Here is a 25,291-nt window from a genome sequence, read left to right on the forward strand (position 1 = left end):
CACGCGCAGTGGCGGGGAGGGTCACCTAGGGTTGCGCCTGCGCGGCCGCCCGTGAACGACGACACCGACGACACCTGGGAACGATCGTGCCGACCACGCTGCTGATCGCCGAGGACGACTACCTCGTGCGGGAGGGAGCTCGCTCGGTCCTCGACGCCGTCGACGGGCTCGAGGTGCGCGGGACCGCCGGCGACCCCACCGAGCTGCTCGCGCTGCTCGCCACCAACCCGGTGGACGTGGTGATCCTCGACATCCGGATGCCACCGACCTACACCACCGAGGGGATCGAGCTCGCCCGTCGGGTCCGGGCGGAGCACCCCGGGACGGGGATCGTGGTGCTGTCCCAGCACGCGGACCCCGAGTACGCCCTCGAGCTGCTGCAGGACGGTTCCCACGGGGTGGCCTACCTGCTCAAGGAGCGGCTCGGCGACGCCGACCGGCTGCTGCAGGCCATCGAGGAGGTGCAGAGCGGTGGGTCGATGCTGGACCCCAAGATCGTCTCGGCCCTCCTCGAGGCCCAGCGACGCCGGACGGCATCCAAGCTCGCCGGCCTCACACCGCGGGAGCTCGAGGTCCTACGACGGATGGCGTCAGGGAAGGGGAACGCCGCCATCGCCCGGGAGCTGTCGGTCAGCGACCGGTCGGTCGAGAAGCACACCAACGCCATCTTCCGGAAGCTCGGCCTGTCCGAGGAACTCGACCTCAACCGCCGGGTCGCTGCCGTCCTGTTCTACCTGCAGCGCGGCGACCTGTCGTCCCGCGGTGAGGTCGATGCCGACCGGTAGCAGCGCGGTGACCGCGGTGCCCTCCCCCGGCCGCGCCACGATGCGCAGCGTGCCGCCGAGAGCGTTGACGCGGTCGCGCAGGCTCTGCAACCCCCCGACCCGTTCCAGCGTGGCCGGATCGAACCCTCGGCCCTGATCGGCGACCTCGACGCGGATGGCGTCCGGCTCGCGACTCACCCGCACCTCGATGCGGCGCGCGTCGGCGTGCTTGAGCGCGTTCGTCACCGCCTCGGAGGCCAGGAAGTAGGCACCGGCCTCCACGACCTCGTCGACGCGAGGCAGCGGGTCGGGCTCGAGGATGACGTCGATCGGCACCTCGGTGCGGCCGGCGAGGCTGCGGATCGCGCCCCCGAGCCCGCGGTCGCGCAGGATCGAGGGGTACAGGGCCTGGGCCGTCGCCCGGAGCTCGTCGATGAGCTCGTCGATGGACGTCGCCAACCCGTCGGCGACCTCGTCGATCGCGTCGGGGTCACGACGCAGACGGGCTCGCCCCGCCCCGACCTGCATCCGCAGCACGACCAGGCGCTGCTGGATGCCGTCGTGCAGGTCGTGGGCGAGCCGGCGCCGCTCCTGGTCGCCCGAGCTGACGACGCGCCGAGCCGCTTCCTGCAGGGCATCGGCCTGCTGACCGATGACGAGCAGCTGGGCCCGGAGGGCCCGTCGCATCCGCTCGAGCGCCACGGCCAGCTGTCCGATCTCGTCGCGGCGGGTGACCTCGAAGGTCGCGTCCAGTTCACCGCCGGCGATGGCCCGCGCCGTGCGTGTCAAGCGGACCAGCGGGCGGGTCATGACGGCCGAGAAGGCCACGGCGAGCACCGCACCGACCACGAGGAGCAGGAGCACCATCAGGGCACGGAACCGCGCGAGCCGGGCGTCGAGCGGCGCCAACGGATCGTCGAGCAGCAGGCCCACGTGCGCCTGTGCGCCCCACTCGTCACCAGCGGTCAGCGGGAGGTACTGGACCAACCGGTCCCCCTGGGCCGCTGGCTGGACCCCGGAGACCGTCACGTCCCCCGAGGGACCCCGGAGCCGCCCGCCGGGGGGCACCTGCGGCCCGGCCTGGTCGAAGGTCGAGGCGACGACGTCCCCACCGACCACCAGCTCCACCTCCGCGACCCCGACGTAGCCGCGCACGTCGCGGGCGTACTCGTCGTCGAGCGCGCTGCCCACCACGAGCACGGTCCGGCGCTCCGCGTCGCTGAACGGGAGGGTGTAGACCACGCCCCAACCGGTCGGCTCTCCATCGGAGGACTCGAGGGGGACGACCCGCCGTTTGGCACCCCGCGTCCCGAGCTCGGCCAGCAGGTCGGGGACGGCCGGCGGGGGGCGCACCCGGTCACGGCCCGGCGGGAGCAGCTGCGCCTCGGTGGTCTCCAGATCGAAGGCCTCCGCCAGCGTGAACTGTCCCGCGACCCGCGCGACGCTGGTCGCGTCGAGCAGCGCCCGGGCGCTGTCGGACTCGATCTGGACCTGCTGGACGAACGCGGTCAGGCTGCGCGTCGTGCCCGCCTCCTCACCGCGGAGCTGCGTGCGGTACGCGGCGGCCTGGTCGGCGGTCAGCTCCTCGGTGCGTGCGGCGAGCTCCGACCGGGTGAGGGTCGACTCGACCAGGAGCGTGGTCAGGCTGGCCAGGGCCAGGACCGCCACGAACGCCCCGAACAGCTTCGGCGCCAGGGATCGGCCGAGCCAGTCCGGAGGTCCGCTGGCACCAGCCCTCACCGTGGACCGATCTCCTCGGCGACGCGCTGGAGACCGGCCAAGGCCGAGCCCGCGTCCTCCTGCCCCTTGAGCACCCGCTCGAGGGCCGCGCTGAAGGCCGAAGCGAGCTCGGGGAAGGCGATCAGGGGCATCACGCTGGCTTCCGGCAGCTCCTCGACGAAGGCCGTCCGCTCGGGCGAGGCAGCGAACATCGGGTGCTCGTAGAGCGCGGAGCGAGCCGGTAGCCGCCCCTCCTCCTCGGCGAGGCGGAGCCCGGTCTCGTCCTCGGTCAACGCGAGGGCGAACGCGAAGGCGAGGTCACGGTGCTCGGCCCCGAGGGGCACGAACAGGCTGCTGCCGCCGAGGACGGTGCCCGTGTCGCCCGAGCCTCTCGGCAGCGGCAGGACCGTGATGTCGCCCACGTCGGACCGATGGGCTCGCTCGGTGATCGGCAGGTCCCAGGAGCCGGACGCGTGCAGCGCGACCACCCCGTTGGTCAGCGCCGCCACGGAGTCGAGCGCGAGATCCTGCGCGAACGGTGCCGTCCCCAGCTCCTCGGACGCGAGCGCCCCCAGGGTCTCGATCGCGGCGACGGTGCGGGGATCGTCGAAGGTGAAGGTGACCTCGCCGTCGTCCTCGAGGACGAGCAGGTCGCCACCGAAGGCGCGGATCCAGCCGTACGCCGCCCAGCTGGACGCGGTCAACGTGATGGCGTGGTCGACGTCACCCTGCTCGCGGATGCTGCGGGCGACCTCGAGGAAGTCCTCGGCATCGGCCAGGTCCTCGGGCGTGAGCCCAGCCGACCGCAGCTTGCGGTCGTTCACCAGGAGGACCAGGGCGTTGACGTCCAACGGGAGCCCGTACCGGGTCCCCTGCCAGGTGACGCCGTCGACGGCCCCCGGCAGGAACGCTTCCGGATCGAGCTGGTGCTCGATCCACAGGTCGTCGAGCGGCTCGGCGATGCCGTCCGCCCCGGCCGCGAAGGCGTGCCAGTGCGCCAGGTCGAACGGCTCCCCGAGGTCGATCGCGTTGCGGACCAGATCGGGGATCTGGGAGAACGGCGCCGCCTGGACCTGGACGCGGACCTCGTGCTCACGCTCGAAGCTGCGGATGACCTCGCGGACGGCGGGCGCGGTCTCCCAGTCGTCGGCCATGACCACGTCGAGGGTCACCGGGCGTGAGGTGGCTTGCGCGGCGGTGCAGCCCGCCAGCAGCGCGCAGGCGGACAGCGCGGCGATGGCTCGACGCACCACGATCCTCCGGGTCCCCACCGACACCGGCCGGTATCGACGGCCGGAAGGGTCGCACAGGACCCGGCCACCGTCCACCCGGCCAGGCCTCAGGACGCACGGAACGTCACCCGGTGCCAGCCCTCGGCCCCCGACGGAGCGGGCGGCCGGTGCTCCGACGGCTGGACCTCGCCGGCACCGTCGGTGGCCCGCACCTGGACCACGTGATCGCCCGCGTCCACGGGGATGACGGCGCGCCACTGCACCCAGCTGCTCTCGGAGACGGGCTCGCTGCGCTCGGCGTCGACCCAGCCACCCCCGTCGAGGCGGACCTCGACGCGAGCGACCCCACGTACCGGCGCCCAGGCCACGCCGGCGACGACCACCTCACCGGCGGTGACGGTGACCCCGCGGCGAGGCACGTCGATGCGCGACTGGGTCTTGATCGGCCCTTCCTTGGCCCAGCCCCGGGGGATCCAGTAGCCGTCGACGTCCCAGCCGGTCAGCTCGATCTCGCTGAGCCACTTGGTGGCCGACACGTAGCCGTACAGCCCAGGGACGACCAGACGTGCCGGGAAGCCGTGACGCGTGGGCAGCGGCTCGCCGTTCATCCCGACGGCGACGATGGCGTCACGCCCGTCGAGTGCGACTTCGGTGGGGAAGCCCGCGGTGAACCCGTCGACCGACCGCCCGAGGACCTGCTCGCCCCCGTCCTGCACGCCGACCCGGTCGAGCAGGTCCGCCAGGCGGACGCCGAGCCAGCGGGCGTTGCCGATGAGGTCACCACCCACCTCGTTGGAGACGCAGCTGAGGGTGGCATCCACCTCCTCCAGCGGCAGCGCGAGCAGCTCGTCGTAGGTCAGGGTGAGCTCACGGTCGACCGCCCCGTGGATGCGCAGGGTCCAGGTGTCCGGATCGACCTGCGGCACGGCAACGGCGGTGTCGATGACGTAGAAGGCGTCGTTCGGGGTGAACAGCGGAGCGAGGCCGTCCACGTCGAAACGCGCGGCCGGCGGTGTGGCCGCCAGCGCCCGGGCTGGCCGCGGGAGAGCGACCTCGCCGGGGTCGACGACCGCCAGCGACCCGCGCAGCACCGAGCGGCCCACCGCCGCGGCGACCACGGCCGCGACCACGGCCCCCCCGAGGGTGCCGACGAACCGCCGACGGGTGAGGGGCGCGCGGTCCGCGCCGTCGGACGTCGACGCCGCCGGGGCCGGGGGGGCAGCCAGGGGCTCGGGTGCGTGCGCAGGGACGTTCGAGCGTCGCAGCCACCGGTGCAGAGCGGCGAGGCCCACGGTGACGCCGACGGTCAGCACGAGGAGGGTGAGCGGGAACGACGCCTCGGAACGCGCCACCGACGCCAGCAGCCCGAGGCCCGCGAACAGGACGAAGACGACGATCGCGACCACGAAACGGCGTCGTGCGGCGACCCCGGTCACGGCTCCCAGGGCGAGCGCGATGGTCGTCGTCCCGGCGTTCAGCACGGCGATGTCGCGGGCGCCGAACGTCGCGATCGCCCAGCGGGTCACCCCCTCCGGCGTTCGGGGGATGACCTGCTGGCTGACGGCGTCCACGGCCGAGGGCACCCGGGTCGTGGTACCCGCCAGCAGCTCGACGGTGCCGAGCGTCACCGCGACCGCTGCGATGCCGGCGAGCGCGCCGAGCCACGCGGTCCGCGCGGGCCAGGCCCGGGTCCGGCCCTCGAACCGCGACACGGTGCCTCCTCGGTCGACACGCGGCCGTGCGCCGCCAGCAGGGTTCGGTCCCGTCGCGGCTACGGTCGGCTGTCATGACCAACCCCGCGAACACCGCACGTCTTCCCCTCGCCGTGCCGACGGCCATGCACGACGACGCTTCGCTGGATCGCGACGGCCAGGCGGCGCTCGCCGCAGCCGTGGCCGATGCGGGCGCCGACGCGGTCTCGGTGCTCGCCCTCGGCTCGGGCGAACCCGGCGAACTCGACGACGACGAGCGCGTCGCGGTGCTCACGGCCAGCCGTCAAGGGGCCGGCGGCATCCCCGTGCTGGCGGGTGTCGGTCCCCCCGGTCCAGCACAGCTCGCCACGGCCCGCCGGCTCGCGGACGCGGGCGCCGACCTCCTGGTGGTGCCGCTCGGTGGCGCCGGCGAACACCGCCTGGAGCTGCTCGGTCGGATCGCGTCGCTCGCGCTGCCCGTCGTCGTGCACCACCACCCGGGGGTGACCGGTGTCGCCGTCCCGTCGCAGGACCTGATCGACCTCGTGCGGCACATCGAGGCCACCGCCGTCCTGAGCGAGGTCGCCCCCGTCCCGGACGCCGTCGCCGCCCTGGTCGCCGCCGACGTGACGGTGTTCGGTGGCCTCGGCGGTCTGTTCCTGCCCGAGGAGCTCGACGCGGGGGCCCACGGGACCGCCGCCGCGAGCGCGGTCCCCGAGCACCTCGCCGAGGTGGCGCGCCGCCACCGGACGGGCGAGCGAGGGGCGGCCCGCGAGCAGCTCCTGGTCGCGGCCGGCTACCTGCGCCTGGAGGCCGGCAGCACCGGGACCGTGGTCCGCAAGGAGGCGTGGCGCCAACGCGGCCTGCTGCGTTCCGGGCGCGTCCGTCGGGGCGCCCCCCTCGGCCCCACGACGAAGGCGGTCCTCACCCAGCGTCTCGGCGAGCTCGGTGTCGAGCTCGCCGCGCCCTGGCCCGGCGCCTGACCTACCGGCTCCCGACCAGGGGACGTGGCGTCAGGCGTCCTCGGTCTCGTCCCCGTCGGCGGCGGGGTCGACGGCGTCGGTCTCGGCATCGTCGTCGGTCTCGGTGTCAGCGAGGTCGCCGGTGTCCTCGCCGCCCGGTTCCGCGGGACCGAGGTCCTCGTCGTCGTCCCCGAACCCGGGCCCGTCCGCAGCGCCGTCGACGTCCTCGTCGTCCTCCTCGTCCTCCTCGGCTGCGGCCTCCGCCTCGGCCGCCTCCTGCTCCTCAGCGCGCTCCGCGGTCGACGGCTCGAACACGTCCGTGGGCACGAGGAAGACCACCAGGGCGGCGACGACCAGCACCGACGCCAGGGTCAGACCACCGATCAGAAGGAGCAGCTGCTTGGGCACCGATGGTTCTCCGTGTGTGGGATGCACGAGTGGGATGCAGGGAGCGGGATGCAGGAGCGGGGGTGCGTCACGACGCAGCACGCCCGCTGCGGGCGGCCCAGGTTAGACGGCGCGCCGCCCAGGGTTCACCTCGGCGACCGCCGCCGAGCGGACGGACGGCATCCCGTAGCCTGTGGTCGGGCGTGCGACGGCCCGCCCGAGGTCGAGTCGAAGGGTCAGGAGTGCGCGGATCCGGGCGGCGGGACGAGGAAGCATCGGAGGGTGACGCGTCCCTCGGACCCTTCGACGTCGCCCCCGGGGCCTGGTCACGCGAGGTCCACCTGCGCGACGGCTCACCCGTCCTGCTGCGTCAGATCCGCCCGTCCGACCGCACGCGCCTCGCCGAAGGGCTCAAGCGCCTGTCCCCCGCCTCGCGGTACCTGCGCTTCCAGCGGGCCGTCTCGGAGCTCAGCGACGAGGAGCTGCGCTACCTCACCGAGGTCGACCACGTCGACCACGAGGCCATCGTCGCCCTCGATCCGGTTCGGCCGGACCGGCCCGGGGTCGGCGTCGCCCGCTACATCCGCGAGCCCTACGAGCCGGAGGTCGCCGAAGCGGCCATCACCGTGGCCGATGAGTACCACGGGCGTGGAGCCGGCACCCTCCTGCTGGGCGCCCTGGCCTCCCGCGCCGAGGCGAACGGCGTCAAGGTCTTCCGCAGCTACGTCTTGGACGGCAACAGCGCCATGCTCGAGGTGTTCGACCACCTCGGGGCCCGGCGCGCGCTCGAGACCTCGGGGCTGTGGCGCGTCGACCTCGATGTGCCCCGCGACGAGGCGTCCATCCCCGAGTCGGGTGCCGGTCGCGCCTTCCACCACGCCGCCAGCGAGGAGCACCACCTCGTGAGCCTGCTGCCACCGATCTGGTCTCGTCGGCGGCGACGCAAGGTGGCCGGCGACCTCGCCGCCGAGACGGCCGAGGCGGGCACGATCAGCGACGACGACACCGCCGAACTGCTCGAGATCCAGGCCGAGCTCGAGGGGTGGTTCGAGCGACCCGAGGAACGTTGAGGCCGGTGAGGCGGACCTGCGTCAGCGGCAGAGCGGGCTGATGGTCGGCCACGGGTTGACCCACGAACCGCCGTAGCGCCGGCCGATGTGGTTGTGCGGCGGCGTGGTCCGGGCGTTGCCCGAGTTGCCCACGGTCCCGACGGTCTCGCCCTTGGCCACGGCCACCCCGGGCGCGATGCCGTCCGCGACGGTGTCGAGGTGGGCGTTGTACCACTCGCTGCCGTCAGCGGTCCGGTAGGTGACCGTCAGGCCGCCGAGTCCGGAATCGCTGCGGTTGGCCCGCACCACGACGCCGTCCTGGATGGCCACGATCGGCGTGCCCTTGTCGGCGAAGATGTCGTTGCCCTGGTGGGTGCGGCCGCCCGAGCGGGGGTAGCCCCAGTCGTTGGAGAAGTCACGACCCGCGACCGCACCGACGACCGGGCACACCCCGTCCGACACGGCAGGTCCCCCGGCGCTGCCCGCGTTCGGGTTGCCTCGGCTACCGCTGGCCGACGACGAGTTGCGTCGGGCGGCCTCGCGCTCGGCCGCGGCCGCTGCCTCCGCGGCGCGGCGCTGCTCGGCCAGCTCGCTGGCCAGCTCGGCCTCGCGTGCGGACACCCGCTGCAGGGCAGCCTCGGTCTCGTTCGCCTCGGCACGCAGCGCCGAGACGAGGGCGGCCTGTCGTGACTCCTCGGCGGCGACCTCGTCGGCGAGGGTGGCGGCTTCCTCGCGCAGCTGCTCGGTGAAGCGCACCTGCTCGGCCGCCTCCGCAGCAGCCTCGGCAGCGGCCGCGCGGGCCTCCTCGGCCTGGCGGCTCAGGCGGGCGTGCTCGTCGCGCAGCGCCGCGACCTCGGCCACCGTGGTGCCCTGGGCGTCGATCACGTTGGCCAGCTGCTTCATCCCCACCGCGAGCTCGTTGGGGTCCTGGGCGCGACGCATCACCTCGAAGGCCATCGAGCCGGCGCGTGCCCCCGCCGAACCGAACTTGTACGTCGAGGCGGCTTGTTGGGCGAGCCGGCCCTCCTGGACGTCGAGCTCGGCCTCGGTCTCGGCCAGCTCGGCCACGGCCCGCTCGTGCTCGGCCACGGCCGCCACGCGGGCAGCCTCGGCCTCCTCCTCAGCGGCCTCGGCGAGGGCGAGCTGGCCCTCGGCGGCGCGGAGCCGTCCACGGGCATCGGCCAGGCGGGCGCCGACGGCCGCGAGCTCCTCCTCGGCCCCGGCGAGCTGGCCGCGGCGGGTGTCGAGCTCGGAGCGCAGCGCCTCTCGGTCGCTGGAAGCACGGTCGAGCTCGCGCTGGAGCTCGTCGGCCGAGGGCGCCTGGGCCGTCGCGACGGCAGGCAGGATCAGGCCCACGGCGAGCACGGCAGCAGCGAAGGTCCGAGCGAGCGTCACAGCGCGCAGGAGGTGCCTCCAGATCGGGTGTTGTCGTGTGTCGTGAGCCCCACATGCCCCTTCGGCCGCGGGACCGCGAGCCGTAGGCGCACGTCGCCGGCCGGGCGACGGACGCGCCTGAGGGTGCCACACCAGCGCCTCGATGGCCACAACGCGCCACACGAGTGCACTTCAACAACACCCCTGGCCGCCCCGCTCCACAGGGGAACTCCCCGGGTGCCACCCGAGGTTCCCGACGGTCAGCGCAGGGTGGCGACCCCGCCGTCGACGGGCAGCACGGCGCCCGTGGTGTAGGCGCCGGCCCGCGAGGCGAGGTAGACGGTGGTGCCCGCGAGGTCCTCGGCCTGCCCGAGGCGTCCGCGCGGGATCGCCGCGGCCAGTTCGTCCGCGTGGTCGAGCAGGTACGCCGTCATCTTCGAGGGGTACAACCCCGGCGCGATGGCGTTGACGGTGATGTGCCGGGCCGCCAGCGACTTGGCCAGGTGGCGGGTGAGGTGGTGCACGGCCGCCTTCGACGCCGAGTAGGCGAACGAGTCGAACGCCGGGACCGCGATCCCGTCGACCGAGCCGATGTTGACCACCCGCGCCGGATCGTCGGGGGTGCCGGCCGCCTCCAGTTGGGGTAGCAGCGCCCGGGTGAGCAGGAACACCCCCCGGACGTTGAGGTCCATCACCTTGTCGAACCCGTCGACCGGGTACTCCTCGATGGGCGCCCCCCAGGTCGCGCCCGCGTTGTTGACCAGGACGTGCAGCACGTCCTCCCGCGCCGCGACCGCGGCTGCCAGGGCCTCGCAACCCGCGGGCGTGGACAGGTCGGCCTCCAGCGCGACCGCCTCGCCACCCACCGCGCGCAGGTCCGACGCCACGGCCTCGCACACCTCGAGCTTGCGGGACGCGACGTACACGGTGGCCCCCGCCGCGACGAGGCCGTGGGCGATCATCTCGCCGATCCCGCGCGACCCGCCGGTGACGAGGGCGACCTTGCCCTCGAGGCTGAACAGCGACGTCAGGTCCATGAGCGCTCCCTCGACGTGGGCGGGCTCGGACGCTAGCCACGGTGGGCACCCATGGCCACGGCCGTCACCGCCGCGGCGACCCACCGGGAGGGAACGTTCCAGCCCGTCCCGTTCCGTTCCTCGCCGCGGGGCGAGCTAGCGTCCCCGCTCCGAGCGCCGACGGGAGGGCCGGGCTGTGGAGGGCGACGTGCTGCGGGTGGCGAACGCGTCGGGGTTCTACGGGGACCGGCGGTCCGCGGCCCGTGAGATGGTGCAGGGCGGGCCCATCGACGTCCTCACGGGCGACTACCTCGCCGAGCTGACGATGCTCATCCTGTGGCGCGGGCGGCAGAAGGCGCCCGAGACCGGGTACGCCCGGACGTTCCTGACGCAGGCGCGCGAGATCCTCCAGCCGTGCGTGGACCGGGGCATCAGGATCGTCGTCAACGCCGGGGGGCTCAACCCGTCGGGCCTGGCCGATGCCGTCCGTGAACTCGCCGCCGAACTCGGCATCGAGGTCGCTGTCGCGCACGTCGCAGGTGACGACCTCCTGCCGCGGCTCGACGACCTGCGCGAGCGTGGACACGGGCTCGCGCACCTCGACACCGGTGCGCCACTCGGTGATCTGAAGGTGCCGCCCATCACCGCGAACGCGTACCTCGGCGGCTGGGGCATCGTGGCGGCGCTCGAGGGGGGCGCCGACGTGGTCGTCACCGGCCGGGTCACCGACGCCTCGCTCGTGGTCGGGCCCGGCGCCTGGAGGTTCGGCTGGGCGCGCGACGACTGGGACCAGGTCGCCGGAGCGGTCGTGGCCGGGCACGCGATCGAGTGCGGCGCTCACGTCACGGGCGGCAACTACGCCTTCTTCCGCGAGGTGCCCGGTCTCGATCACGTCGGGTTCCCCATCGCTGAGCTGCACGCGGACGGCAGCAGCACCATCACCAAGCACCCCGGGACGGGCGGGCTCGTCGATGTCGGGACCGTGACCGCCCAGCTGCTGTACGAGATCGGTGGCCCGCGCTACCTGAACCCCGACGTGGTGACCCGGTTCGACACCGTGACCCTCACCGAGGAGGGGCCCGACCGGGTCCGGATCGACGGGGTCCGCGGCGAACCACCGACGCCGGACCTCAAGGTCGGCGTCAACACCCTGGGTGGCTTGCGCAACCGCGCGACCTTCGTGCTGACGGGTCTCGACATCGAACAGAAGGCGGAGCTCGTCCGCCGTCAGCTGGCGGGGCTGATCGACCTCGAGCGCCTCGACCGCGTCGACTGGCACCTCGTGCGCTCCGACCACGCCGATGCCGCCACCAACGCCGAGGCGACCGCGACCCTGACCCTGACGGTGCAGCACCACGATGCCGCGGCGATCGACCGCGAGCGCTTCGCAGGCGCGTGCGTGGAGCTCGGCCTCGCGTCCTACCCGGGGTTCACGCTGACCTCGCCGCCGGCCGACGCCGACGTCTTCGGGCGCTACTGGCCGGCGCTGGTCCCGGCGGACGAGGTGGTCGAGGAGGTCGTCCACGGTGATGGCCGCCGCGAGCAGGTGGACCCGGTCGGGGTCACCTTCGGCGAGCCGCTGGACGGGCGCACCGCCCTCGACGGCATCGGGCTCGGGGACGGGTACGACCCCGACGGGCAGCCGACGACGCGCGCGCCGCTCGGAACCCTGGTGGGGGCGCGCAGCGGCGACAAGGGCGGGGACGCCAACGTCGGCCTGTGGGTCCGCGACCCGGCGCACTACGGGTGGCTGCTCCACCTCGTCGGTGACGTGGACGGGGTCCGACGGCTCCTGCCCGAGGCCGACGACCTCGAGGTGTCGATCCACCCGCTGCGGAACCTGCTCGCCGTCAACGTCGTCGTCCACGGCCTGCTCGACGAGGGGGTCGCATCGGCCGTCCGCCCCGACCCCCAGGCCAAGGGCCTCGGTGAGTACGTGCGCAGCCGCATGGTGTCGGTCCCGACCGCCTGGCTCACCTGAGCGTCAGGGGGCGCGGTAGCGCGTCCGTGCGCCCGAGCCGGTGCGCAGCACGGTGCCGACCTCGAAGAGGCCGTCGAGCTGGGCACGGACGTCCTCGACGTCGCGTCCGAGCGCGGTGGCGAGGGACTCGGCGGTGCCGACCCGGTGCGCGCGCAGCTCGGCGAGCAGCAGCTCCTCGTCGGCCGCCTCGGCACCGTCGCCTGCGGCCAGGCGCCACGCCGTCTCGGCCGCCCGCTCGATCAGCTTCACCACGGGCCAGGGGTCGTCGACGCCGGGGGGGTCGCCGAGGTGGAGCAGCAGCGCACCCGGGTCGTCGACCGGGTGGGGGCTGAGGACCACCGCGTCGATGTCGGCACGGGCGGCGTAGAGCCCGTGCGAGAGATCGAGATCGGCACCGGTGACGGGTGCGTCCCCGCGCTCCGCCCGCAGCGCCCGCAGCAGCTCATCACGCGTCCTGCCCCGCAGCAGCAGGAGCAGGAAGGGATCACGGGCGAACGCCATCCCCGCCGCGGTGTGCACGGCCGCGACGTGGCGACACCACTGCGTGCGTTCGGTGCAGGTGCAGGTCCGTTGCAGGTCGCCCGGCGCGGGCACCAGCCGCACGCCGACGTCGGCGAGCACGTCCTCGGCGTCCTGCGGCAGCCGACCGTCGAGGAGCGCGGCCGTCGACCGCACCTCGGCCGCCAGGGCCACGACGGCCGCCGACCAGGCGTCCTCGTCCGGCACGGGCCACGAGAGCTGGACCCGATAGGGGCTGACCCGGTCCTCGGCGACCCGGCCGGTGATCCGTCCGGGCCGAACGTCGAGGTCGTCGACCCCGCCGCGGCGCGCCACGGCCTGACCGCGTTGCACACGACGGGCATCCGCCGGTCCAGCCGACGCCAGGACCGCCTGCCACCGGTCGGCCCACCACGTCGCCGAGGCGTCCCGCTGGTCGTCGGGCGGGGTGGTCGGCCGCGTCGGGCCACTCACGCGCGTCCTCCCTGGATCGGGGTGAGGACGGGGCGCCCGAGCGGAGGAGGCGGCGCTGGCAGCACACCGTCGTCCTCGTCGTCGTCGTCGGCGAGATCGGCGGTGGACAGCTCGACGAGCTCGCGGAGCTGGGCGTCGTCGAGCTCGGTCAACCAGGTCTCGCCGGCCTCGACGACGGCGTCCGCGAGGGCGCGCTTCCGGTCCAGCAGGTCGGCGATGCGGTCCTCGATGGTCCCGGCGGTCACGAGGGTGTGGACCGTGACGGTGCGGGTCTGGCCGATCCGGTGCGCGCGGTCGGTCGCCTGGTCCTCGACGGCCGGGTTCCACCAGCGGTCGAAGTGGACGACGTGGCTGGCCCGCGTGAGGTTCAGCCCGGTCCCTCCGGCGCGCAGCGACACGAGCAGGATCGGAGGTGCGTCGTCGTCGTCCTGGAAGCGGGCGACCATGGCGTCCCGGGCGTTGAGCGGTACCCCGCCGTGCAGGAACGGCACCTCGGGCATGCCGAGCCGGGTCCCGAGGTGGCGGGCCAACAGGTGGCCCATCTCGCGGTACTGGGTGAACACCAGCGCCCGTTCTCCGCCGTCCACGACCTCGCCGAGCACCTCGGTGACTCGTGCGAGCTTGCCGCTGCGTCCCTCGAGCCGGTCCACGCCCGATCGCGGGTCGCTGCCATCCCGCAGGTACTGGGCCGGGTGGTTGCAGATCTGCTTCAGCGCCGTCAGCAACGCCAGGATCCGGCCGCGACGCTCGAACGCCGAGGCCCCGAGGCCGGCACCGTCGAAGGCGTTGTCGATGGCGGCCTGGTACAGCGACGCCTGCTCGCGGGTCAGCGAGCACGCCACCGTCAGCTCCTGCTTGGGGGGCAGGTCGACGGCGACCTCGGGGTCGGACTTGAGGCGGCGCAGGACGAACGGGGCCACCAGCCGCCGCAGGCGCGCCGCCGCGTGCTCGTCGTGCCACCGCTCGACCGGTGCGGCGAAGCGCTCGTTGAAGGCGCGCTGGGTACCGAGCAGGCCGGGGTTGGTGACATCCACGATGGCCCACAGCTCCGACAGGCGGTTCTCGATCGGCGTCCCGGTCATCGCGATCCGGGTGCGGGCCTCGAGGGCACGCGCCGCCCGGGCCCCCTTCGACGACGGGTTCTTGATCTGCTGCGCCTCGTCGAAGACGACCACGTCCCAGTCGACGTCCTCGAGCAGACCGATGTCGCGCCGCAGGAGCGCGAACGAGGTGACCACGACGGTGCCCGGGCGGAAGGCACGCCGCGTCACGGCACGATCGGGGCCGTGATGGCGGACCACCGGCACCGCCGGCGCGAACCGGGCGAGCTCGCGCTCCCAGTTCCCGACCACGGAGGTGGGACAGACCACCAGGTGCGGCCGGTCCTGCGCGCGGGAGGTCAGCAGGGCGATGGCCATGATGGTCTTGCCGAGGCCCATCTGGTCGGCGAGCACACCCCCGAGTCCGAGCTCCGACAGCCGCTGCATCCAGGCGACGCCACGCTCCTGGTAGGGGCGCAGCTCGCCCTCGATGCCGACGATGCGGGCGTCCCCGGGGGCGTCGGCGGTGCGCAGCTGCTCGAGCAGGCGGCCGAGGTCGCCGTCGGCGACCGTCTCGACCCAGCCGAGGTCGTCGACGTAGGTCTGCCCCGACAGCGCGGCGGCGAGCGCCTCGGTCAGCTCGAGCGACGCGCTCGACCCGGCGAGCTCACCGAGACGGTCGACGTCGTCGTGGTCGACGCGCACCCACGTACCCCGCCACCGCACGAGCGGCTGCTTGAGCGCCACGATGTCGGCGAACTCCTCCGGGGTCAGGGTGTCGTCGCCGAGGGCCACCTCGTAGGCCAGGTCGGTCAGCGAGGTCAGACCGAGCGGCGCCGCACCCTCGACCCGGGGCGCGGTGGGCGTCGCCCGCCCGATGCGGACCCGCAACCGCAACCGTTGCTCGCCGGCCTGCCGCAGCTCGGGCGGGACCTGGACCCCGATCCCGCCGGCGGCGAGGGCGTCGGTGCCACCACCGAGCAGGTCGGCCACCTCGGCACCGGTCAGGTCCAGGCCGGTCGGGCGGACCTCCGAGAGGCTGCGGTCGATCGGGGCGTACAGCCGCGCCGCCGCCGACAGGCCCCGGACGAGCGCCGCCTCGGGATCCTCGACGCGTCGGCCGGCGAGGTCGAGGCTGCGTCCCCCGGCCTCCCACACCTCCGCCGCCGGCACGACCGCGTCCGGCTCGACGGTGGACTGCAGCAGGTAGGTCAGACGCCACGGCAGCTCGCTCGCCCCGAGCCGGGTCGCCTCGTCGCCGGGCGCGTCGGGCAGCGGTGGTGGGCGCAGCCGGACGGCGAGGCGGACGACCGCTGCTCGGTCGCGACCGAGGAGCGGGGCGGCCCAGTCCTCGACCTCGCTGGCGAGGTCGTCGGCGGTGACGCGCAGGTGCGCGACGGTGGGGTCGGCGGCGGTGAGCGCATCGGCCCACATCTCGGGCCAGGGGCGCCTCGGGCCCCGTCGGCGCGGATCGAGCAGCGGCCGGCGGCCCTCCCGCGCACACGCGTCGGCCACGGCGTCGGCGAACGCGAGCAGGAGCTCCTCGGCCGGCCACAGCTGCCCGTCCGGACGCCGCACCGCGTGGGCTGCCACGGGCAGCGCCGCCGCGAGCTGGGCCACCCGGGGATCACCCGCAGCCGCCACCCGCCATGCGCCCCGGCCGGTCCCCGGTGTCGGCGCGGGTCGGAAGGTGGGCAGGATGCGTCCCGCCGCCACGAGCTCGAGCGCCAGCTTCGCCGCGGCCGACCACCCGAGCACGGACGCGGTGGGGCGCCGCCACGCGGGCCAGTCCGCGCCGGGCGGCAGGGTCGCCAGCCGGCGGACGACCGGCAGGACGGCCACCAGCCGCGCGGGGCGCTCCACCGGCTGCAGGCCACCGTCGACGATCTCGACCGTCGCCAGGCTGCCGAGGTCCCCCGGTGGCAGGTCGAGGTCGTCGGCCAGGTCAGCCGGCTCGGACCCGTCAGGCGTCCAGAGCGCGAACACCCCCCCGGCGGGTACCAGGTCCGAGGGGATGAACGTGAGCTGCGGGCCGGTCACCCGGTCTCCTCGGTCGCTGGTGGAGCGGTGGCGCCCGTCGGCGACCCACCCAGGCAGGGCGCGTCGGCCCGTGCGAGCCCTCCATCGTACGGGGTCGTGGCGCGGACCCCGTCGGGCGGGTCGCCCCGTCGTCCGGGCCGGGCGGCGGCGGGTCGGGCGCAACCCTCGTGTACGGCTCCGGCCAGCCGACGGGGAACGTGTGCGGTGAGGACGACCAGGCGCGACGAGCGCGCACCTCGCCGGACCGGACCGGACGGACGGCATCCCGGGCTGCGTGCGCTCGTTGACGGGGGTGGCAGCAGGTACACCGGACCGAGCCGGACGAACCGGTACACCGAACCCCTACACCACCCGCGAACCGCTCCCCCGCTCCCGAAGACCACGCTCCGCTCCCGACCACCAGGAGGGCTCCCGTGACCGACGTGACCGACCGCACATCCACAGCCGTCGCCACGCGTGACGACACGGACCAGGCCACGATCTCCTGGCTCGAGACCGAGTTCCCGGGGTGGCAGGTGTCGTTGGACACCACCACCGGGTGGAGCGGCGACGTGCGCCCCCTGTGGGTCGCACGTCAACCTGGCCGCCACCCCCAGGCCGAGCTGTCCGCCGCCAAGCTCCACACGCGCCTCGCCGAGTACCACGACCGCGAACGACGCCGTCAGGCACTGGCGAACTGACGCTGCGCACGCCCGCTCCGAACTGTGGACCCGTCGCTTCGCGGCGGGTCCACGCGCGCGGAGCCAGCCAGGACCGGGCGGTCGGGTGTCGTCGCGTAACGTGCGGAGCGTGAACATGCTCGACCTCCTACTGCTCGTCGCCATCGCCATCGCGGTGGCCACGGGGTTGCGCCTGGGGTTCCTCGCGCGGGCCGCCTCCTTCATCGGCCTCGTCGCGGGCATCGCCCTGGCCACCGTCACCGTCCCCTACGCGCTGGCGGTCACCGGCGACGGCCAGCCGGCGGTCCGCCTGTTCGTCGGGCTGGTCGTCCTCGCCGTCACGGTCACCGTGGTCGCCACGCTGTTCCAGGCCTTCGGTCTCCGTCTGCGCCGGTCGGTCGCCGATACCCCGCTGTCGACGATCGACCGCGGCGCGGGAGCGATCGCCGGCGTCCTGATCGTGCTGATGGTGGTCTGGTTCCTGATCCCCGCCGCGTCGGTCGTCCCGGGGTCGGTGGCCCGCCAGGTGCGCACGTCGGCGGTCGTCGACGCGGTGATGAACCTCACCCCACCGCCGCCGGACACCGTGCAGGCGCTGCGCAACCTGGTCGACACCAGCCGCTTCCCGGAGGTCTTCGCGGACCTGCAACCGGCGCCCGACACCGGCCCGCCGCCCGACCAGATCCCGATCGATGCGGCCGTGGTCGAGCGCGCCACGGCGTCGACCGTGAACGTCGAGACCGAGGGGTGCGGCCGCCGCTTCGAGGGCAGCGGATTCACCATCCAGCCGGGGGTCGTGGTGACCAACGCCCACGTCATCGCGGGGGCGGACGTGGTCGAGGTGCGCCTGCCCGACGGGCCGCTGCTGCCGGCGACCGTCGTGGTGCTCGACCCCGACCGGGATCTGGCCGTCCTCGAGGTCGACGATCTGCCCCAGGAGCCGCTCGAGCGCGCCACGGGCGACGTCGGCATGGTCGGCGTGGTCATCGGCTACCCGGGCGGCCAGGACACCCCGCGCGTGGCCCCCGTCGAGGTCCGCGACAAGCGCACCGCCATCGGTCGCGACATCTACGGACGCGACCGCACCGAGCGCGAGGTCCTGTTCCTCGCGGCCGAGCTCCGACAGGGCGACTCCGGTTCGCCGGTGATCGACGGCAACGGTCGCGTGGTCGGCGTGACCTTCGCGATCAGCCCGGACCAGCCGACGTCCGCCTTCGCGCTCGACCGGACCGAACTCGAGGCCGTCCTCGGGGCCGACCGCAACCCCGGGTTCACGGGCCCGTGCATCTGAGGCCGACGCCGCGGTTCAGCCGACGGTCCGGCGCACGAAGCCGCGCAGCCCGATCGCCAGCAGGAGAGCGGTGGCGAGCGCGAGGGCACCGAGGAACGCTGCCGGCGGCATGGTCTCGATCGACGGCGTGAGGGCTGCACGTAGGCCCTCGCTGATGTAGACCAGCGGGTTGACCAGCACGCCGATCTGCAACCACCGCACGGTGTCGAGCGCTGCCCAGGGGTAGTAGACCGCGCCGAGGAACGTCAGCGGCAGCACCACCAGGGAGAACATCAGCCCGATCTGGCGCGGGTTCACGAAGGTGCCGAGGGCCAGCCCGAGGGCCCCGGACAGCGACGCCGAGAGGACCGCGACGGCCAGGAGCAGCGGCCACGACGTGACCGAGACCTCCACCGGCGCGGCGGGGATCGCGAGCACCATCGGCAGCACGACGAGGCCGGCGAGGACGCTCTGCAGCCCCCCGAAGAGCACCTTCTCGAGGGCGACGACCTGGACCGGCACCGGGGCCATGATGCGGTCCTCGATCTCCTTGGTGCCGCCGAACTCGTTGGACAGCGGGAGGGCGACGGCGGTGATGCCCTGGAACACGATCGCCACGGCGACGAGGCCCGGGACCAGGACGGTGGCGAAGTCCACGCCGCCCGCTGCGGCGTCGCTGCTGCCGATCCCCTGCCCGATGCGCGGGAAGACGTAGGCGAACACGAACACGAACAGCAACGGCTGCATGATGGTGCGGCTGAGGAAGGCGTACAGCTCGCGGCGCAGCACGCGCAGGTCGCGCAAGAGCAACCCCCCGACCGCCTGGGCGGTGGCTCGCAGCCGGCCGGGGTCGCGGTGCGGCGCGACCGACGCCACGTCACTCACGCAGGTCCCTGCCCGTCAGGTGGATGAACACGGCCTCGAGGTTGGCTCCGGACCGCGTGACGTCGGCCAGGTCGACCCCCTCGGCCGCCTCGACGACGCGTGCCAGGAGTCCGGTCCGGTCGTCGGTGGTCAGCCGGACCGCGTCGCCACGCGGCTCGACGTCGCTCACGCCCGCGATCGCGCGCAGCCGATCGAGCAGCCGCGCGTCCGGGGTCTGGCCGAAACGCACGTCGATGGTGGCTGCGGTGCCGTGCGCCGCGATGAGCCGCTGCGGGGTGTCGTCGACGAGCACCCGTCCGTGGTCGATGATCGCGACCCGGTCGCAGATGGTCTGCGCCTCCTCCATGTGGTGGGTGGTGAGCACCACGGTGAGGCCGTCGGCACGCAGCTCGTGCACCAGCTCCCACAGCGCGATGCGGCTCTGCGGGTCCAGCCCCGCGGTCGGCTCGTCGAGGAACAGCACCGAGGGTCGGTGAGCGATCGCACGTGCCACCTGCAGGCGCTGCGCCATGCCGCCCGAGATCTGCATCGGGAAGGCATCACGGCGGTCGGCCAGGTGGAAGCGCTCGAGCAGCTCGTCGGCCCGGGCACGGGCATCGCGACCCGACCAGCCGAAGTAGCGGCAGTGGTAGACCAGGTTCTCCCACAGGGTGCACGCCCGGTCGAGGGTGTTGTCCTGGGTGACCACGCCGATGCGTCGCTTCACCCGGGAGGGGTCGGCGACCGCGTCGATCCCCTCGATCCGGACCGATCCCGACGTCGGCCGGATGCGGGTGGTGCACATCCCGACGGTGGTCGACTTGCCCGCGCCGTTCGGGCCGAGCAGGCCGAACAGCTGGCCGGGCGGCACGACCAGGTCGACCCCGTCGACGGCTCGGACCTCGGGTGGCCCCCGGTAGCACTTGGCCAGCCCGGACAGGCTCACGGCGGCTCCGTCGGCACCCGCCGGCGTGGCGGTCGCGGTCCCCGGCAGGTCGGTGGCCAGGTGGGCGCTCACGGGTGGCCGACCTCCGGGGTGCGTGCGGTGCGACGGGACCGTCCCGGAGGGCTTCGGAGCCCCGGTCCCGGCGGACGGTGCGTCCGACGGTCCGGTCACGGGTCGCCCGCCGCGTCCGGCTCCTGCGCGTCGGGGAACCGGTGCACCAGCACGACCGCGCTGTGGGCGGGGAGCCGGTGGTCGTCGAGCGGCGCCGACCGATCGACCGCCTCGTCGATCAGCTCGTGCACACGAGCGAGCAGCGCCTCCAGTTCGTCCTCGGGCAGGCGGACCACGAACCGGGCAGCCAGGCGGACCACATCGGGGCCGGCGGCGAGCAGCTCCTCGCGGGTGGCGTCGAGCATCCCGACCTCACCGGCCTCCTCGGGGTGTTCGTCGAGCGACAGCGTCCACGAGGCGCCCGTGGAGCGGTACGGCTTCTCGCGGGCACCCGACGGGCCCACGCGTTCGTCACAGGCCTCGAGGAACCCGGTGGCCACCAGCCGGCGGACGTGGTGCAGCACCGTCGCAGGGTCGCGGTCGAGCGCGTCGGCCAGCTCCTTGTTGGTGCGCTCCTGGATGCCGCACAGCCGGATGATGCGTTGACGCACGGGGTGCGCCAACGCCTTGGCCTCCTCCGGGGAGGCCGGGCGCCGGGTCGGTCTGGTCACCTCGGCACCGTACCGCGGAGCGGTTGACATCCATCCAACGGCTCGGCAGGCTGCGGCCGATCACCGGTTGGATGGTTCCCAACCACTCCCGCTGCACCACGACGTCGAGGGCACGTGACCGTCGAGCGCTCCGACACGATCCGGCGGGCCTCCCTCGGCGCCGGGTACCGCTGGCTGCTGGCTGCCGCCGGGAACGCCAACCTCGCCGACGGCATATTGAAGGCGGCGTTGCCCCTGCTGGCGGTGCGCCTGACCGACTCGCCCGCCCTGGTCGCCGGGGTGGCGTTCGCGGCCGGCCTGCCCTGGCTGCTCGCGGCCCTCCACGCCGGGGCGTTGGCCGACCGGCTCGACCGGCGCCGCACGATGCTGCTGGCCAACCTGGCGCGCGCGCTCGTCCTCGCCGCGTTCGCCGGCACGATCGCGGTCGGGCTCGACCGCATCTGGCTGCTGTACGCCGTCGCCCTCGGCCTCGGCCTGGCCGAGACGCTGCACGACACCTCCGCCCAGTCCTTCCTCCCCCAGCTGGTGGGCCGCGACCGGCTCGCGCAGGCCAACGGGCGCCTGTACGGCGTCGAGATCACCGCGAACCAGTTCGTCGGGCCGCCCCTCGGAGCCTTCGTGCTCGCCGCCTCGGCCGTGGTCGCGGTCGCCGTCCCGGGTGCGCTGTTCGCCGTCGCGGCGCTCGCCCTCGGACGGATCCGCGGCGCGTTCCGTCCCGAGCGCACGGGGGCGGCGACCAGCCTCGCTGCCGACGTCCGCGAGGGCGTGCGGATGCTGTGGGACCACCGGCTGCTGCGCACCTTCGCGTGGATGGTCGGGGTGATGAACCTGGCCGGGACGGCCACCTTCGCCGTCCTCGTCCTGTACGCCCGGGGACCGATGGGCCTGACGGAGGGGCAGTACGGCATCCTCCTGACGGCATCGGCGATCGGCTCGCTGTTGGCCAGCCTCGTGACCGAACGGATCGAGGCCGCCATCGGCCGGGCCTGGTCGCTGCGGCTGTGCGTGCTCAGCGGCGTGCTGGCCGGTGCGGTGCCCGCCCTGACCGCCGACCGCTGGCTGGTGGGGGCGTCGATGGTGGTGTTCGGCGCCGGTGTCGTCCTGTGGAACGTGGTCGTGGTCTCGTTCCGTCAGCGGGTCACACCCGACCGGCTGCTCGGCCGCGTGAACGCCGCCTTCCGCCTGCTGGCCTGGGGAACCATGCCCCTCGGGGCCGCGCTGGCCGGCCTGCTCGGTGAGCTGATCGGCATCCGCGCCGTCTTCGCGTGCTCGGCCGGGCTGGTGGCGCTGCTGCTGCTCGTGCGCATCAGCGACCGCGACCTCGACGAGGCCGACGTGATCGAGGCACCGCTCAGCTGAGGCGCACGACGAGGTCGACGATCATCGCCGCGTGGGTGGCCGCCGCGACGATCACCAGCAGGTGGAACAGCTCGTGGTACCCGAAGTGGCCCGGGACGGGGTCCGGTCGTTGCAGGCCGACCACGATGGCCCCCGCCGTGTACGCCCCGCCGCCGGCCAGCAGCAGGAGGGCCGTCCGCCACCCCGACGCGGCGACCAGCCAGGGCAGCAGGACGACCGGCGCCCACCCGAGGGTCAGGTACACCGCGTTGGAGAACCCCCGGGGCGGCGCGAACGGCAGCCACTCGACGACGATGCCGACCGTGGTCCCCGCGATGGCGGCCGTCAGCAGGAGCGTCCGTGGCAGCCCGGTGAACCCGAGCAGGCCGAGCGCGACCCCCGTGCCGCCGATGGCGAGGTAGATCCCGGTGTGGTCCAGGCGGACCAGTCGCTCGCACGTGGCGGTCGGCCAGCGACGCAGGTGCAGCAGCGCGCTGGCGGTGAACATCAGCGCCACCCCCCAGGCGAAGGCGGCCACCGCCCACCGCGGGGCACCCGCCGGGGTGAGCGCCGTCCAGAGCGCCGCGCCCGGCAGCGTCAGCAGGGCGGCCACGAGGTGCGAGCGACCTCGGGTCGTCGGCCGCGGTCCCGCTGCGAACCGCTCGGCGGACGCCGAGCGGGCGAGGACGGCCCGACGGCGACGCGCCGCGGCGTCGTCGTCGGTCGTCGGGGGCTCGATCGTGCTCGTCAGGGGCTCCATCGTGCGACCGGCCGCGGAACCTACCGCCCGGGATCGGCCGGATGGTGGCCGCCGGCCGGTCAGCGCAACGCGGGCGGCGGGGCCCCCGCGGCCGCCTCCGCCGCGCGATCGGCCCGGTGCACGGCCACCCAGGCCACGAGGGTCTCGGCCGGCAGCGGGCGCGAGATCAGGTAGCCCTGCACGAGCACGCAGCCCCGGCTGGCGAGCGCAGCGAGCTGGGTCTCGGTCTCGACCCCCTCCCCCACGGTCGCCAGCGCGAAGCTGTCGGCCAGGTGCAGGATGGCGAAGGCGAGGGCCGCATCCTCGGGGCCCTCGTCGATGCCCCAGACGAAGGTCCGATCGATCTTGAGCTCGTCGAGCGGCACGTCGCGCAGGTAACGCAGCGCCGAGAACCCCGTCCCGAAGTCGTCGACGGCGAAGCGGACCCCGCGGGCACACAACCGCTCCACGGAGGAACGCACCAGCGGCGAGTCCTCGAGCAGCACCGACTCGGTGATCTCGAGCGTCAGGGACCGGGGGTCGAAGCCGGTCTCCATCAGCGCCGCCTCGACGTCGGTCGCGAACGCGCTGTGGTGGAGCTGGTGGGCGGAGACGTTGACGTTCAGCTGGAGGTCGCCCACCTCGCGGGCAGCACGCGCGATCGTGCGGCACGCCTCGGTCAGCACCCACCGACCGAGCTCGATGATGTCGCCCGACGCCTCGGCCAAGGGGATGAAGACGTCCGGCGGCACGGTGCCGTGCGTCGGGTGGTACCAACGCAGCAGCGCCTCGACCCCCACCGGCCTTCGGTCGTCGACCGACACGATGGGTTGGTACACCACCGCGAACTGGCCACGTTCGAGCGCGTGACGCAGCTCGGCCTGCAGCACGAGACGTTCGGTGACCTGGGCGTGGACGTCCGGCGAGTACGCCATCACCCGCGAGCGGCCGGCACGCTTCGCCTCGTACATCGCGACGTCGGCGTCGTGCAGCAGGTCCCGGCAGTCCTCGTCTCCGTTCGCCCGGGCGGTCCCGACCGACGCGTCGACGTGAACCTCCGTGCCGTTGGTGAGCACGATCGGGCCGCGGATCAGGTGCAGCAACCGAGCTGCGACCTCCTCCAGCTCCTCCGGCCCCACGTCGTGCACGAGCGCCGCGAACTCGTCACCACCGAGGCGGGCGGCGAGGTCGCCGGGCCGGAGCGCCCCGGTGAGCCGTGAGCTGACCACCTGCAGGACCTCGTCCCCGGCCGTGTGCCCGAGACGATCGTTGATCTCCTTGAAGCGGTCGAGGTCGACGAACACGACCGCGGCGTCGCGTCGGGACGCCTCGCGCTGACTGACCTCCGTGAAACGGCGCCGGTTGGCGAGCCCGGTCAGCGCATCGTGGCTCGCCTCGTGCTCCAGCTGCCGTTGGAGGCTGCCACGCTCCGCCAACGCCTCGCTGAGGGAGGTCGCCGCCAACGCCAGCCGCCACAGCACCAAGCTGGCCATGAGCAGCGTCGCCCCCGCACCCACGGCCACGTGGGTGTAGGTCAGCTGCGGTGACGCGTCGACGGTCGGGTAGCCAGCGGCGACCGCCAGGGCGGTGGTGGAGACCACGGTGACCCACAGCAGCAGCACCCGCCGGTGCGACAGGGCTTCGGGGGCCGCGCCGATCGCACCGATCCGGTCGGCCGAGGGGTGCAGTGCGGCCGCGGCGAGCAGCACGTAGGCGAGCAGCCACCCGAGGTCGGCCGGGTCGCCGGTCGCGTAGATCTCCAGGGGCACGCCCCGCGCGTACACGACGTCCGCGACCAGCTGAACACCGGCCGCGAGGGCGATCAGGTGCGACGTGGGGGTCGCTCGCCGTCGGTCGAGCAGCAGGGCCACGAGGATGCCGAGCAGCGCCAGGTCGAGGACCGGGTAGGCCAGGGACACCACCAGCTCGAGCCCCGAGGCCTCCCCGTCGCGAACGAGGTCGGCGACCACGAGCAGCCACAGGAGCACCGCGCCGGCCAGGGTGATGACACCGGCATCCAGGGTCACCGCGAGACGACGACCGCGGTCCGGGTCGCGGACCAACGCACCGACGCCCACCACGATGGCGAGCCAGCCGAGGACGTAGGGCCCGTCGGCGATCCACGGGAACGGTGGATCGGTCCCGACGACCACCTCGTGCGCGGTCCACAGGACGTCACCCAGGGCGGACGCGGCGAGCCCGGCCGCGATCAGCCACCACGCCCCGCGGCCGACGGTCCGACGTCTCGCGGCCAAGGCGACCACGACCGCGCTGCCCACGGCGATGATCAGGTAGATGACGCCCTGACCATCGAGGTCACCGAGCCACCGCTCCGGCAGCGGCAGGTACAGCCCGACGAGCAGGAGGCCGACGAGCAGCACGAGCGACCAGCTCGGCAACCTCCGCACCTTCGGGCTCCTCAGGGGTGGACGAGCGACGCGCTCGTGGGCAGCCACTCCCCCGTCGGCCAGCACCACGGCGGCCGAGCGGTCACGCGGACGGTGCAAGCTACCGTCCGCGAGCCGC

The 25,291-nt window shown here is 74.0% G+C and carries 19 protein-coding genes and 1 pseudogene; 7 read left to right on the forward strand and 13 right to left on the reverse strand.

Features of this window, described 5'->3' with window-relative positions; all coding sequences use genetic code 11:
* Positions 1 to 86: 86 nt before the first annotated feature.
* A complete protein-coding gene (locus NITAL_RS28650) occupies positions 87 to 785 on the forward strand; it encodes a response regulator transcription factor (RefSeq protein WP_052668266.1) in 699 nt (232 codons plus the stop codon).
* 51 nt (positions 786 to 836) lie between these two features.
* Here NITAL_RS28650 and NITAL_RS29045 read toward each other — a convergent pair.
* The 3 genes and pseudogenes from NITAL_RS29045 to NITAL_RS20905 all read right to left on the reverse strand — a co-directional run.
* A pseudogene (locus NITAL_RS29045) lies at positions 837 to 1,631 on the reverse strand (HAMP domain-containing sensor histidine kinase); the annotation flags it as partial.
* 869 nt (positions 1,632 to 2,500) lie between these two features.
* On the reverse strand, positions 2,501 to 3,733 hold the full coding sequence (locus NITAL_RS20900) for a sugar ABC transporter substrate-binding protein (RefSeq protein WP_052668267.1): 1,233 nt from the start codon (positions 3,731 to 3,733) through the stop codon (positions 2,501 to 2,503).
* A gap of 89 nt (positions 3,734 to 3,822) precedes the next feature.
* On the reverse strand, positions 3,823 to 5,427 hold the full coding sequence (locus tag NITAL_RS20905) for a molybdopterin-dependent oxidoreductase (RefSeq protein WP_052668268.1): 1,605 nt from the start codon (positions 5,425 to 5,427) through the stop codon (positions 3,823 to 3,825).
* Between the two features lie 74 nt (positions 5,428 to 5,501).
* Here NITAL_RS20905 and NITAL_RS20910 point away from each other — a divergent pair, with 74 nt between their 5' ends.
* Positions 5,502 to 6,389, forward strand: a complete 888-nt coding sequence (locus NITAL_RS20910) for a dihydrodipicolinate synthase family protein (RefSeq protein ID WP_157042004.1) — start codon at positions 5,502 to 5,504, stop codon at positions 6,387 to 6,389.
* Between the two features lie 30 nt (positions 6,390 to 6,419).
* Here NITAL_RS20910 and NITAL_RS20915 read toward each other — a convergent pair whose 3' ends face one another.
* Positions 6,420 to 6,776 (reverse strand): hypothetical protein, encoded by a 357-nt coding sequence (locus tag NITAL_RS20915; RefSeq protein WP_052668271.1) that lies wholly within the window; start codon positions 6,774 to 6,776, stop codon positions 6,420 to 6,422.
* A 221-nt stretch (positions 6,777 to 6,997) separates the two neighbouring features.
* On the opposite strand from NITAL_RS20915, the gene NITAL_RS20920 reads away from it, so the two are divergent.
* Complete coding sequence (locus NITAL_RS20920) at positions 6,998 to 7,825, forward strand: GNAT family N-acetyltransferase (protein ID WP_052668273.1); 828 nt, start codon at positions 6,998 to 7,000, stop codon at positions 7,823 to 7,825.
* A gap of 21 nt (positions 7,826 to 7,846) precedes the next feature.
* Here the strand turns inward: NITAL_RS20920 and NITAL_RS20925 are convergent, their stop codons facing one another.
* Positions 7,847 to 9,199: a murein hydrolase activator EnvC family protein gene (locus tag NITAL_RS20925; protein ID WP_052668275.1), complete on the reverse strand. Its 1,353-nt coding sequence runs from the start codon at positions 9,197 to 9,199 to the stop codon at positions 7,847 to 7,849.
* A 239-nt stretch (positions 9,200 to 9,438) separates the two neighbouring features.
* Positions 9,439 to 10,209 carry an SDR family NAD(P)-dependent oxidoreductase gene (locus tag NITAL_RS20930; RefSeq protein ID WP_052669885.1) on the reverse strand — a complete coding sequence of 257 codons (771 nt, stop codon included), beginning with the start codon at positions 10,207 to 10,209 and terminating at the stop codon, positions 9,439 to 9,441.
* Between the two features lie 193 nt (positions 10,210 to 10,402).
* On the opposite strand from NITAL_RS20930, the gene NITAL_RS20935 reads away from it, so the two are divergent.
* Entirely contained in the window at positions 10,403 to 12,175 is a 1,773-nt protein-coding gene (locus tag NITAL_RS20935) for an acyclic terpene utilization AtuA family protein (RefSeq protein ID WP_211262562.1), read from the forward strand.
* 3 nt (positions 12,176 to 12,178) lie between these two features.
* On the opposite strand, the gene NITAL_RS20940 is transcribed toward NITAL_RS20935, so the two are convergent.
* Both NITAL_RS20940 and NITAL_RS20945 read right to left on the reverse strand, forming a co-directional pair.
* Positions 12,179 to 13,147: an SWIM zinc finger family protein gene (locus NITAL_RS20940; RefSeq protein ID WP_052668278.1), complete on the reverse strand. Its 969-nt coding sequence runs from the start codon at positions 13,145 to 13,147 to the stop codon at positions 12,179 to 12,181.
* Positions 13,144 to 16,227 (reverse strand): DEAD/DEAH box helicase, encoded by a 3,084-nt coding sequence (locus NITAL_RS20945; protein ID WP_052668279.1) that lies wholly within the window; start codon positions 16,225 to 16,227, stop codon positions 13,144 to 13,146. The genes NITAL_RS20940 and NITAL_RS20945 overlap by 4 nt, the downstream gene beginning before the upstream one ends.
* A gap of 413 nt (positions 16,228 to 16,640) precedes the next feature.
* On the opposite strand from NITAL_RS20945, the gene NITAL_RS20955 reads away from it, so the two are divergent.
* Together NITAL_RS20955 and NITAL_RS20960 are read left to right on the forward strand one after the other, a co-directional pair.
* Entirely contained in the window at positions 16,641 to 16,907 is a 267-nt protein-coding gene (locus NITAL_RS20955; RefSeq protein ID WP_052668282.1) for a hypothetical protein, read from the forward strand.
* Between the two features lie 115 nt (positions 16,908 to 17,022).
* Entirely contained in the window at positions 17,023 to 18,177 is a 1,155-nt protein-coding gene (locus NITAL_RS20960; RefSeq protein ID WP_245617754.1) for a MarP family serine protease, read from the forward strand.
* A 15-nt stretch (positions 18,178 to 18,192) separates the two neighbouring features.
* Here the strand turns inward: NITAL_RS20960 and NITAL_RS20965 are convergent, their stop codons facing one another.
* The 3 genes from NITAL_RS20965 to NITAL_RS20975 all read right to left on the reverse strand — a co-directional run bounded on the left by NITAL_RS20965 (position 18,193) and on the right by NITAL_RS20975 (position 20,688).
* On the reverse strand, positions 18,193 to 19,041 hold the full coding sequence (locus tag NITAL_RS20965) for an ABC transporter permease (protein WP_211262563.1): 849 nt from the start codon (positions 19,039 to 19,041) through the stop codon (positions 18,193 to 18,195).
* Positions 19,034 to 20,038 (reverse strand): ABC transporter ATP-binding protein, encoded by a 1,005-nt coding sequence (locus tag NITAL_RS20970; protein ID WP_211262564.1) that lies wholly within the window; start codon positions 20,036 to 20,038, stop codon positions 19,034 to 19,036. Before NITAL_RS20970 ends, NITAL_RS20965 begins: the two co-directional genes overlap by 8 nt.
* Before the next feature lie 95 nt (positions 20,039 to 20,133).
* Positions 20,134 to 20,688, reverse strand: a complete 555-nt coding sequence (locus NITAL_RS20975; RefSeq protein WP_052669890.1) for an ArsR/SmtB family transcription factor — start codon at positions 20,686 to 20,688, stop codon at positions 20,134 to 20,136.
* A 114-nt stretch (positions 20,689 to 20,802) separates the two neighbouring features.
* Between NITAL_RS20975 and NITAL_RS20980 the strand changes: the two genes are divergently transcribed.
* A complete protein-coding gene (locus NITAL_RS20980; RefSeq protein ID WP_211262565.1) occupies positions 20,803 to 22,047 on the forward strand; it encodes an MFS transporter in 1,245 nt (414 codons plus the stop codon).
* On the opposite strand, the gene trhA is transcribed toward NITAL_RS20980, so the two are convergent.
* Together trhA and NITAL_RS20990 are read right to left on the reverse strand one after the other, a co-directional pair.
* The gene (gene trhA / locus NITAL_RS20985) at positions 22,040 to 22,786 is read right to left on the reverse strand and encodes a PAQR family membrane homeostasis protein TrhA (protein WP_052668285.1); all 747 of its coding nucleotides are present in this window, start codon (positions 22,784 to 22,786) and stop codon (positions 22,040 to 22,042) included. The two genes, NITAL_RS20980 and trhA, sit on opposite strands and share 8 nt — an antisense overlap.
* 59 nt (positions 22,787 to 22,845) lie before the next feature.
* A complete protein-coding gene (locus tag NITAL_RS20990; RefSeq protein WP_157042005.1) occupies positions 22,846 to 25,164 on the reverse strand; it encodes a putative bifunctional diguanylate cyclase/phosphodiesterase in 2,319 nt (772 codons plus the stop codon).
* Positions 25,165 to 25,291 lie beyond the last annotated feature (127 nt).

Source organism: Nitriliruptor alkaliphilus DSM 45188, assembly GCF_000969705.1.
Classification (GTDB): domain Bacteria; phylum Actinomycetota; class Nitriliruptoria; order Nitriliruptorales; family Nitriliruptoraceae; genus Nitriliruptor; species Nitriliruptor alkaliphilus.

Coding starts and splice junctions, on each gene's coding strand:
- NITAL_RS20910 (WP_157042004.1), top strand. CDS start 5,502: ATGACCAACCCCGCGAACACCGCACGTCTTCCCCTCGCCGTGCCGACG.
- trhA (WP_052668285.1), bottom strand. CDS start 22,786: ATGGAGCCCCTGACGAGCACGATCGAGCCCCCGACGACCGACGACGAC.
- NITAL_RS20960 (WP_245617754.1), top strand. CDS start 17,023: ATGCTCGACCTCCTACTGCTCGTCGCCATCGCCATCGCGGTGGCCACG.